This window comes from Paraburkholderia sp. J63 (assembly GCF_905220245.1).
In the GTDB taxonomy this organism is placed as follows: Bacteria; Pseudomonadota; Gammaproteobacteria; order Burkholderiales; family Burkholderiaceae; genus Paraburkholderia.
Window position 1 is genome coordinate 1 of sequence record NZ_CAJMZF010000089.1, and the last position, 10,628, is coordinate 10,628.

A 10,628-nucleotide genomic window follows, 5' to 3' on the forward strand; every position below is an offset into this window, starting at 1 on the left:
GGACGCGAAGGGGTTTCTCGAAGCTGGCCCGTGGGGCGATGTCCTCACCGAGCAGGCGAAGCACCAGGGGCTTGCGGGTCTCGTCATCAATGGCGCGGTGCGCGATGCGAGGGCGATCATCGAGATGGGCTTTCCGGTGTTCTGCCGCGGTCTGAGCATCAAGGGAACGGGCAAGAATCAGCCAGGCAAACTGAACGTGCCGGTGTGCATCGGCGACGTGGTGATTCATCCGGGCGACGTGATCATCGGCGATATGGATGGTGTCGTCGTGGTGCGTCCTGATGAACTCGATGAAGTCGTGTGCAAGAGCCGCGCGCGTGAGGAAAAGGAAGCGCAGTTTCGCGCTGGCATCCGGGCTGGTGCGAACACCGCACAGTTACTCGGGCTGGAAGAAACCTTGCAACGCCTGAACATCCGCTAAGACCAAAAGACAAGACCAGGACGGAGGAGACGATGAAAAAGCTCACTGCTCAGGCCGCGCTGGGCGCGCGTAGCACGGCGCTCAAGGCGACACGCTATCGGTGGATCGTGGCGGCGTTGTTCTTCGTGATCTATACGATCGCGGCAGCGGACCGCGCGAACCTCGGTGTGGCGCTGCCTTTTCTTCGCAGGCAATTCGCCATGAACAATGCGGAGGCGGGCGCGCTGGTCAGCCTCTTTCTGATCGCGTACGCGGTGGCGCAATTACCCTCCGCTTGGCTGATATCGAAGTTCGGCGTCAAGCGCGTGTTCTCGATTTCGATGCTGCTGACGTCGCTCGCGACGGGACTGACGGGGACAGTCGGCTCGCTGTTTGCGTTGAAGATGTGTCGCATCGGGCTCGGCTTCGCTGAAGGCCCGTTGCCTATCGGCATCACCACGACCATCAACAACTGGTTTCCCGCGCGCGAGAAGGGCACCGCGGCAGGATTGTTCCTGTCGGCGGTGAAGTTCGGGCCCGTGATCACGCCGATCATAAGCGCGGCCGTCATCGCCGTGTGGGGATGGAAAGAAGTCTTCATCCTGTTCGCACTGCCGGGCGTGCTGCTCTCGGCAGTCTGGTATCTGATGGTCGCCGACAAGCCGTCGCAGAGCCGCGCCGTGAACAGCGCGGAGCTCGAACTCATCAACGCTGAAAACGAGCGTCGCGAATCGGGCGCAGCGGTCGCGAACAAGCGGACCTGGCTGGACCGGCTCATCCGCGCGCGACGCGCGCCGTTGCTCGACACCACGCGAAAGGTGACCACGTCATGGAACATCTACGGCTGCGCGCTCGGTTACTGCTGCCAGCTCGGCATTTCGAGCGTTCTGCTTGCGTGGATTCCGACTTACCTTTTGACCGTGAAGAAGTTCTCGGTGGTCAGCATGGGCTTCGTCGCCGCTGCGCCCTGGGTCGGCGCCGTGTTCGGCAACATTCTCGGCGGCCTGATCTCCGACCGTTTGCTGGACAAACGCAGAAAGCCGGGGATGCTGATTTCAGCGGTGGGCACCGTGGGCATGATGTTCGCACTGATTCATTCGCCGTCGGACCCCGTGCTGTATGCGGCGCTCATCTTCCTGACCGGGATGACGCTGAGCATCGGCTTCTCGGCTTATATGGCGTATCCCATGCCGCTTGTTTCGAAACAAAAGTTTCCTCTGGCGACCGCGATCGTCAATATGGGCGGCCAGCTCGGCGGCGCCGCGACCCCGTTCATCACTGGCGTGCTGCTTGATCGTTACGGCTGGGATTCAGTGTTCGCGTTCATGGCGGCCGCGTCGGCACTGACGGTCGTCATCCTGCTGACTATCTCCGAACCGCGCAACGTTGAGGATTAATGCGGTGGTGAATTTCACAATCTCATTCCGCGCAAAACGATGAGCAAGCTCGAACGTGCACTTTGCCTGAATGACTTCGAGGCGATAGCGAAGCGTCATCTCCCGAGACCGATCTTCGGCTATATCGCAGGGGCTTCGGAAGACAATGTGTCGTACGAAGCAACGCGTGCATCCTTCTCTGGCTTCGCATTCCTTCCGCGCGCGCTGGTGGACGTGTCGAAGCGCTCGATATCGACGAGTCTCTTCGGACAGCGCTATGCGGCGCCGTTCGGCATCGCGCCGATGGGCATCAGCGCGCTGTCTGCGTATCGCGGCGATATCGTGCTCGCGCGCGCCGCGAAGGCGAGCGCGGTGCCGATGATCATGAGCGGCTCATCTTTGGTGCGTCTGGAGGAGGTCGCGGCCGTCAATCCAGATGCCTGGTTCCAGGCCTATCTTCCGGGGGAACCAGAGAAGATCGTTGCACTCATCGAACGCGTGAAGGCAACCGCATTCCGTACGCTCGTTATCACCGTCGACACGCCGGTCGCCGCGAATCGCGAGAACAACGTTCGCACGGGTTTCTCTACGCCATTGCGTCCGTCACTGCGGCTCGCGTGGGATGGCATCACGCACCCGTCGTGGCTGTTCGGCACTTTTCTCAAGACGATCGTGCGTCATGGCATGCCGCACTTTGAGAACAATTACGCAGAACGCGGTGCACCCATCCTTTCACCGAGTGTTCTGCGCGACTTCTCGGATCGCGGACACCTGACCTGGCAGCATCTAAAGATGATCCGCTCGATCTGGCCCGGTGCGCTCGTGGTAAAGGGTATTCTTCGCCCCGACGATGCGCGTCGTGCGGTGGAATCGGGCGCGGATGGAATTATTGTTTCCAATCACGGGGGGAGACAGCTCGATGGGGCCGTTGCGCCGCTGCTCGTCTTGCCGCGTATCGTTGCGGCTGTGCCTGACACGCCTGTCATGCTGGATAGCGGCGTGCGCAGAGGCACGGACGTGCTGAAGGCCATTGCGCTCGGTGCGACGTTCGTTTTCGTGGGCCGTCCGTTTGGGTACGCGGCATCAATTGCAGGAGAAGCAGGTGTTGGACACGGCATCCGGCTTCTCGCCGGGGAAGTCTTGCGCAACATGGGTATGCTTGGCCTCACGTCGCTCGATGACGTAACGCCAGACTGCCTGTTTGTGAAAACGCCGCTACATCAGCCGGCCGACTTCGCCCAGTCCCAGTGAACGCAACGCCTTCGACTGCGCGACATACCCGGGATCCGGATCGACGAGTGTTTTGAGCGCAGCTTTTGAACGCTCGACGCCCCGACCCGCAGTGTGGGATCTAATGACGGCGCTTGGTCCCTTGGCCGCCTGGTCAGACAAATGGGCCATCCGCGTAGGCCGCGAAGATCTTGCGTGCTTTTCGAAAGCAACCAGGACGGGCTGATTCGCCGGCGCCGACCGGACGCTGCGGCAGGCATTCTGGCGCCCCTGATTGCCCCGGCAATACGGGTTCGTAGTGTCATCCACGCGGCCCACATCCATCGAGCAGTTTTACTGGGCTGCTGGCATGACAGCGTTTCGACCGAAGAGTTTGGCGGCATAGAGCTGCCGGTCAGCGAGATCGAGAACATGTTTCGGAGCAAAGCCGCCTTCGTCGGTCGCCTCCGTAACCGCGACACCAACGCAGATTGTCAACCGGCGAGTCGGACTGGCTGAATGGGGGATATTGGAGTCCCAAACCCTGCGACGAATTGCTTGCGCGACCTCGAGGGCCGCGTCCATATTGGCATCTCGAAGCACGACACAAAATTCCTCGCCGCCGAAGCGTCCCGCAAATGCGGACCTCTGCGAAAGGCTGGTCTGAATGCAGCTTGCGACGATGCGCAACGCCTCGTCGCCTGCGAGATGGCCGTAGAGGTCGTTGAATATCTTGAACAGGTCGACGTCGACCATCAGCACTGCCAGCGGACTTTTGCATTGCGCCGCGTGCAGGAATTCGCCCTCCAGCGACGCGTCAAGGGCCCGGCGCGTCCCTACCCCTGTCAAACAATCGATTTCGGCTTGCATTTTCAGACGTCGCTCTGCCTCTCTGCGCCGCTTCAACTCTGCTGAAAATAGAAACGATGTGAGGATGAGCAGTGCGGCCAGTGTTCCCATGACGCCGCCGATGGCTAGCGCTCTTCTCTGCCATTCCGCGTATATATCTTTGGTTGCCAGTCCTACGACGACGATAAGAGGGTATTTGCCGATATGTCGGAAGCTGTACAGGCGCTGGGTTCGATCAAGGACGGCGGTTCCCACATACGTGCCCGTGTCCGACTGAAGCAGGGGAAGAAAGGACGACCCACCTGCGAGGCTTGCGCCTATATCGCCCTGATGGAACGGCCGGCGCATCAGCACTATGCCATCGGTTCTCAGCAACGTGATCGAGCCATGCTGACCGAGCGCGGCTCCATCAAACAGACGGCGAAAATAGTCCAGTCGAAGTGCCCCAAGGACAATTCCGGAAAAGTTACCCGCCCCATCATTGAGTGGCTCACTCAGGCCAATTGTAGGGATGCGCTCGCCAATACGAGGCAAAAATGGTTTGCTGATGTATGGTTCCGCAGGAAATTGGCCTGGTAACTGAATTCTGAAATAATCCCTGTCCGCGACATTCGCCTCTCTCGCGGGAAACTGGCGGGAATCATAGGTGATATTGCCCATGGCATCGATTACCAGCACCGCGCCTATATCGCGGGCATTCGCAGCGCCGCCAAACAATATCCGTTGTCGCAAATCAGGCGAGAGACGATCCAGCGATGGCAGCCTGGTTCCCTCCGCCACGGTCCGTAACGAAACTTCGACGATCTCGAGATTTCGCTCGACGTCCCGACTGAGCAAGAGTGAAAGCCCCTCGGCAGTATCGCGGGCACGGACTAGCGCATCCTCGCGCATTTGATAAAGGCAAAGTGCCGTTATGCATCCCATAAGGATCGCTAATGCCGTGCCGGACACTACATACACCGATGGCCGTGCCGAAAGAAGGTCGGAAATCCTCCTGAATATCATGCTCGTTCGATTTCTGATTTACGTGGTGGCACGCCGGAATCCGGCGCGCTATTCTGGCACACTTTATATAACGACAGAACAGAATTTCACTGCCTGCCAAAAAAATCGATTGTGATTGTGGTGCAAACCCGGTAACGATGGCGGCGGCTGAATGGTAGCCATGATGGAGCGACTTCATCTTCCACATGACTCCCTCCACCGCAGCCTTGCATCAACCTGCCAGCGTCCCGGTTTCAGGGTGGGCTAGCCCTGAAACACGGCTTTTACAGCGATCAAATGATCGATCTCCTCAGGCGTGAATCCGAACTCGCTCAACACGTTCTCTGTGTGTTCGCCAACACGGGGTGCGGCAGTCTTCGCGATTTGCGATTGTCCGTTAAACAGGACGGGCAATCCCAGTGTACGCGTCGTGCCGCCGCCCGGAGCGTCGACTTCCTGAACCATGCCGATCGCGCTCGACTGCACATGTTCGAGTGCCTGACCGACGTTTTGTACCGGGCCCGCCGGTACGCCCGCTTGTTCGAAGCGCTCGACCCATGAAGCGACGGTGGTGGAACGCAATGCCGCGTTGATCATATCCTCGAGATCGCGTCGATTCTTGAGCCGTCCATCGGGAGAGTCGAAGCGCGGATCATTCTTCCATTCGGGATGCTCCAGAAGATCCGCAATGCGTTCCCAGTTTGTCTGGTTGGCGCCGCCGATGGCGATTCCGCCGTCGGCACACTCAAAAACCTGGTAAGGTGCGATCAGACTATGCGCTGTACCGGACGGCTTGCCGATAATGCCCTTAGAGAAATAGGCGGCCGCATACCAGTACATCTGTTGCAAGGAAGCCTGCAACAATGACGTGTCGACACGCGTACCCTCACCAGTCTTGAGTCGGTGAATGTACGCCGCCAGCACGCCGAACGCACCCAGAATGCCCGCATTCACATCGGCGATGGAAACTCCAGGTTTGACAGGGGGGCGATCAGGTTCGCCCGTCACACTGATCAGCCCGCTAAACGCCTGAAGTATCAGGTCGAAGCCACCTTTTTCGGCCATTGGACCTTGCCGGCCATAGCCCGAAATCGAACAGTAAATCAAAGCGGGATTGGCTTCGCGCAGGACCTCATAGCCGAGATCAAGCCGCTCCATGACCCCGAAACGAAAATTCTCCGTCAATACGTCCGCCTGTCTCACCATTCGCAAAAGCGCCGCGCGGCCTTCGGGCGCTTTCATGTCGATGCCGATCGAGCGCTTGCCACGATTGAGCATCATGAACGAAGGCGGTAATCCGCTGTCTCCCGGGCGTCGATAGTGACGTGCATCGTCACCGGCGGGAAACTTTTCGACCTTGAATACGTCAGCTCCGAGATCGGCGAGCATCACACCGCATGTCGGTCCCGCCATGATCTGAGCAAGTTCGAGTACCTTCACACCTGCGAGGGGCAGGTGAGCCGTCGACTCCGATTGTTGATCCATGATCATATCCTTACTTACCTTTAAAAACGGGCACTCGCTTTTCTGCGAGCGCGGCGCGGCCTTCCGCAAAATCTTCGGTGCCAAGACTGGCGAGGTGCTGGCTCGAAGCGCGTACGTGGTCGTATTCCGAAACGGCCGCCGCGTTGATGATCTGCTTCATACCCTGGACGGCGGACGGCGCCATTGCTCTGAGCTGGTCGATCAGTTCTGTACAGGCCGTATCGAGCTGCTCGGGTTTGAGACAGCATGAATAGAATTCACAGGCAAGGAGTTCGTCGGAGGCGAACGTTCTTGCTGCGAGGAATGCTTGCTTTGCGACGTTCACACCGACTCGACTCACCCAGCGGCGTAGGCCATGCCCATAAAAATGAAGCCCAATCCTTGCTGCGGGCACGGTCATTGTCGAACCGGCAACTCCAATCCGAAAATCGCATGCGAGGACAAGATCGGCCGCGCCACCGTACATGGAGCCATTTACCCGGGCGATCGTGAGTGGGCGCATTGTCTCGACGGCGTCGACCAGTTCTTCGAACGCCTCGTTCGGGTTCGAGTTCATGGCCTCAAATGCTCCGAGATGAAAGCCGGAACAAAATGTACGGTGACCGGTACCGGTCAGCATGACTACGCGTATCGCAGTGTCGGCGTTCAGTGCATCGATTGCGCTACGCAGCGCAACGATGTCTGAAGGCTCAAGGCGGTTGTGGACGCTGGGGCGGTTAAGCCGCAACTCCGCCCAGTCTCCGTAACGCGTGAGGATGGGGAGAGTTCCGGCGTCGCGAACTTCATCCCGACTTGATTCGTGTGTCATGCCTGTCTCCATCAGGATGCGTTGATGCAATCCAGTTCCAGATTCATACAAGGGTTCGTTTGACACCGACCAGCATCGCTATACCGGCCACAAGTGAGCAACCCGCAAGTCCGAGCAGGCCGCCTGCAAGACTGCCGGTTGACTCCCGTACAAGACCTAACATGTAGGGGGCGACGAGCCCGGAAAAGACGGCCAGCGTATTGATGAATGCGATTCCGCCAGCTGCTGCCTTTGCGCCAAGATGTGCTGGCGGAACTGACCAGAAGACGGGAATCACCCCGAAGAGTCCCGCATACGCCACCGTCAGGGCGGTCAGCGCGATCGCGAGTGAAGTGCCCGGTATCGTCGTGATGGCCAAGGAGATAGCACCGACGAAGGCGGGGAGAGCGTAATGCCATCGGCGCTCCATCCTGGCGTCGGAATGGCGTGTAAGCGCGATCATGCTGACGAATGCCGCCGCTGACGGAATGGCCGCGTATAGCCCGACGTGCAACAGGTTGTCGACGCCGAAGCTCCGGATCAACTGCGGCGCCCAAAAGTTCAGTCCATACACTGACATGGTCGTCAGGAAGAAAATGAAGGCGAGTAAATAGACCTTAGGATCACGAACGACGTCGCGCATGCCTTCATGGGCGCGCAAGCGGCCCGCCTGATCGGCGACGACTGCTTCTTCTATCAGACTGCGCTCGGCCTGGCTCAGCCATTTGGCGTCGGCTGGCCTGTCGTCGAGGTAGAAGAAGGCGATGACGCCCAGCAGCACACTCGGCAAGCCTTCGATCAGAAAAAGCCATTGCCAGCCAGCCATGCCGGCCGTGCCGTTCATGTTATGCAGCAGAAAGCCCGAGAGCGGGCCACCGACGACGCCTGCCAGGACGGTGCCGGACAGGAAGACGCCAATCACGCGGCCGCGGTAAGCGGCAGGCAGCCACGTGCTGATGTAATACACGATGCCGGGGAAGAAGCCTGCCTCGCAGGCCCCGAGCAAGAGACGCGCAACGTAGAATTGGGTAGGCGTACGCACGAGAGCCGTCGCGGCAGAGACAATTCCCCAGCCGACCATGATGCGCAGCAAGGTCACGCGAATCCCGACGCGTTGCAGCATCAATCCGCTTGGCACCTCACAAGCCATGTAGGTGACAAAGAACAGTCCCGCGCCAAGGCCATACACAGTGTCGCTGAAACGAAGGTCTGATTTCATCTGCAACTGCGCGAAGCCGATGTTCAGGCGATCCAGATGGCAAAAGAGGTAGGCAATGAAAAGCAGCGGAACGAGTCGCCGGATCACCTTTCGAAAGACGAGTGGCTCGTCGAGTCCGGCGTGTTGTGTCGCGCACTCGTGCGTTGGCGACTCGCTTGTCAGAGTTCTGCCCATCAGTGTCTCCTTGTCATAAGGCTCGACGGCATGTCGCCGTTTCCGCCCGAATTTGTGCGCCGAAGTGGATGCATCGTGCGTGCATTGGGTTGATCCGGCGAGACACCAGAGTAATCGGGCTATACTGAAGGCAGTAAAATTAATCACATATGTGATGCAGAATCATGGATGTGCAAAATTCAGCCACCGTCAAGTCTGCGCAGCGGGTTCTCGAACTGCTCGAATATTTTGCCGAGACACGCCAGCCGGCGACTATCAAGGAAATTTCGCAGTCGCTTGGCTATCCTCAATCGAGTACGTCGGTTCTGCTGAAGAGCCTGACCGATCTGGGATATTTCGACCACGAATCGCGAACCGGGATGTACGTGCCCAATCTGCGGCTCGCGCTCGCGACCGCCTGGATCCAGGAGGACATGTACAGTACGCAAAGCCTGTTGCGCTTGATGGAGGGTGTCCTTGAACGCAGCGGTCACACTGTCATGATCGGCACACAGCAAGGCGTATACGTGCGTTATCTGCACGTCCTGCAAGCGACCCGAGCGGGACGGTTTACCGCCAAAATCGGCGCGCTTCGGCCACTATTTCGCAGTGCAGCAGGGAAAATGCTCCTGACAACGAAGACCGACCGGGAGATCGCGACGTTATTGCGCAAGGCCAACGCGCTTGAGCCCGACGCGTCGCTCCGACTGGATATGGACGCTGCAAGGGGGGAGATCGCGCAAGCGCGACGCGATGGCTACGCGCTCTCGACTGGAACGGCCATGCCGGGGGCGGCGGCCTTGGCGGTACTCTTGCCGGTCAGGCGTGGACATGAGCCGATGACACTGGGCTTGGGTGGCCCGATCGGTGAAGTCAAACGGGACAGGGCGGTCCTGCTGCACACGCTGAATGAACTGGTCGAGCCGTTCCGTCGGGCGATGATCACCTGAACGCCGGGCCTGTGTGGGAGACTCTCAGTCCAACACGCTGAGCCGCTTTGCGGCGTTCATCGTCAGGTGAGCGGATGAAAGTTCGGGACTGAAGGCGACCTCTCGGAAGCGACGTCGTCGGTATCATGGGTCGACGCCCCACTTCTGTATGTCCCTGATTGTGTTTGCGAGGTTCGGTGCTGTTTTTTAAAGGAGGGCGGTCAACTCGGGGACTACCGTGAACAGGTCGCCGACGAGGCCGTAATCGGCCACGCTGAAGATCGGCGCTTCTTCGTCCTTGTTGATGGCGACGATCACCTTGGAGTCCTTCATGCCCGCGAGGTGCTGGATCGCGCCCGAGATGCCGACCGCGACGTACAGTGGCGGCGCGACGATCTTGCCGGTCTGGCCGACCTGGTAATCGTTCGGCACGTAGCCTGCGTCCACGGCCGCGCGCGATGCGCCGAGCGCCGCGTTGAGCTTGTCGGCGAGCGGCTCCAGCACCTTCGTGTAGTTCTCGCCGCTGCCCAGACCACGGCCACCCGAGACGATGATCTTCGCGCTCGTGAGTTCCGGACGATCGAGCTTCGTAACTTCACGGCCAACGAACTGCGTGAGGCCGCTGTCTGCTGCCGCTTCGAGCTTCTCGACTGCTGCGCTGCCGCCAACGGCTGCAACAGCATCGAAACCCGTGGTGCGGACCGTGATGACCTTGATAGGGTCTTGCGACTGAACCGTTGCAATCGCGTTGCCTGCGTAAATCGGGCGCTCGAACGTGTCCGGCGAGTCCACTGCCGTGATGTCGCTGATCTGCGCGACGTCCAGCTTCGCAGCAATACGCGGCGTGACGTTCTTACCCGCTGCCGTTGCCGGCGCCAGGATGTGCGAGTAGTTCTTCGCGATGGAGAGGACCGTCGCTTCGACGTTCTCGGCGAGACCCGCTTCGAGTTGCGGCGCGTCGGCGAGCAGCACCTTCGCCACGCCGGCGATTTTCGCGGCTGCGTCGGCTGCGGCTTGTGCGTTGTGGCCCGCGACCAGCACGTGCACGTCGCCGCCGATCTTCTGCGCGGCAGCCACGGTGCTCAGCGTCGCAGCCTTGATGGTTGCGTTGTCGTGTTCGGCTATTACCAGATTCACCAGATTCGTCATTTTCGTCTCGCTCCCTTACAGCACCTTGGCTTCGGTCTTCAGCTTCTCGACCAGCGTCTTCACGTCTGACACCTTCACGCCGGCCGTT

9 protein-coding genes are annotated in these 10,628 nt (G+C 59.6%); 4 read left to right on the forward strand and 5 right to left on the reverse strand.

Features of this window, described 5'->3' with window-relative positions; genetic code table 11:
* The 3 genes from U5775_RS38080 to U5775_RS38090 form a co-directional block, all read left to right on the forward strand.
* Window positions 1-421, forward strand: a 421-nt coding sequence (locus tag U5775_RS38080) for an RraA family protein (protein ID WP_415913759.1), incomplete at its 5' end; no start/stop codon positions are given.
* A 32-nt stretch (window positions 422-453) separates the two neighbouring features.
* On the forward strand, window positions 454-1,797 hold the full coding sequence (locus tag U5775_RS38085) for an MFS transporter (protein ID WP_322063293.1): 1,344 nt from the start codon (window positions 454-456) through the stop codon (window positions 1,795-1,797).
* A gap of 39 nt (window positions 1,798-1,836) precedes the next feature.
* A complete protein-coding gene (locus tag U5775_RS38090; RefSeq protein WP_322063294.1) occupies window positions 1,837-3,027 on the forward strand; it encodes an alpha-hydroxy acid oxidase in 1,191 nt (396 codons plus the stop codon).
* A 312-nt stretch (window positions 3,028-3,339) separates the two neighbouring features.
* Here U5775_RS38090 and U5775_RS38095 read toward each other — a convergent pair whose 3' ends face one another.
* From U5775_RS38095 to U5775_RS38110, 4 genes are all read right to left on the reverse strand, one after another.
* Window positions 3,340-4,785, reverse strand: a complete 1,446-nt coding sequence (locus U5775_RS38095; RefSeq protein WP_322063295.1) for a diguanylate cyclase — start codon at window positions 4,783-4,785, stop codon at window positions 3,340-3,342.
* Between the two features lie 297 nt (window positions 4,786-5,082).
* A complete protein-coding gene (locus tag U5775_RS38100) occupies window positions 5,083-6,303 on the reverse strand; it encodes a CoA transferase (RefSeq protein ID WP_322063296.1) in 1,221 nt (406 codons plus the stop codon).
* 10 nt (window positions 6,304-6,313) lie between these two features.
* Window positions 6,314-7,111 (reverse strand): enoyl-CoA hydratase/isomerase family protein, encoded by a 798-nt coding sequence (locus U5775_RS38105; RefSeq protein WP_322063297.1) that lies wholly within the window; start codon window positions 7,109-7,111, stop codon window positions 6,314-6,316.
* A gap of 43 nt (window positions 7,112-7,154) precedes the next feature.
* A complete protein-coding gene (locus U5775_RS38110; RefSeq protein WP_322063298.1) occupies window positions 7,155-8,483 on the reverse strand; it encodes an MFS transporter in 1,329 nt (442 codons plus the stop codon).
* Window positions 8,484-8,647: 164 nt separating this feature from the next.
* Here U5775_RS38110 and U5775_RS38115 point away from each other — a divergent pair, with 164 nt between their 5' ends.
* A complete protein-coding gene (locus tag U5775_RS38115) occupies window positions 8,648-9,412 on the forward strand; it encodes an IclR family transcriptional regulator (RefSeq protein ID WP_322063299.1) in 765 nt (254 codons plus the stop codon).
* 186 nt (window positions 9,413-9,598) lie between these two features.
* On the opposite strand, the gene U5775_RS38120 is transcribed toward U5775_RS38115, so the two are convergent.
* On the reverse strand, window positions 9,599-10,531 hold the full coding sequence (locus U5775_RS38120) for an electron transfer flavoprotein subunit alpha/FixB family protein (protein WP_322063300.1): 933 nt from the start codon (window positions 10,529-10,531) through the stop codon (window positions 9,599-9,601).
* Window positions 10,532-10,628: the final 97 nt, after the last annotated feature.

Coding starts and splice junctions, on each gene's coding strand:
- U5775_RS38100 (WP_322063296.1), bottom strand. CDS start 6,303: ATGGATCAACAATCGGAGTCGACGGCTCACCTGCCCCTCGCAGGTGTG.
- U5775_RS38110 (WP_322063298.1), bottom strand. CDS start 8,483: ATGGGCAGAACTCTGACAAGCGAGTCGCCAACGCACGAGTGCGCGACA.
- U5775_RS38090 (WP_322063294.1), top strand. CDS start 1,837: ATGAGCAAGCTCGAACGTGCACTTTGCCTGAATGACTTCGAGGCGATA.
- U5775_RS38115 (WP_322063299.1), top strand. CDS start 8,648: ATGGATGTGCAAAATTCAGCCACCGTCAAGTCTGCGCAGCGGGTTCTC.
- U5775_RS38105 (WP_322063297.1), bottom strand. CDS start 7,111: ATGACACACGAATCAAGTCGGGATGAAGTTCGCGACGCCGGAACTCTC.
- U5775_RS38085 (WP_322063293.1), top strand. CDS start 454: ATGAAAAAGCTCACTGCTCAGGCCGCGCTGGGCGCGCGTAGCACGGCG.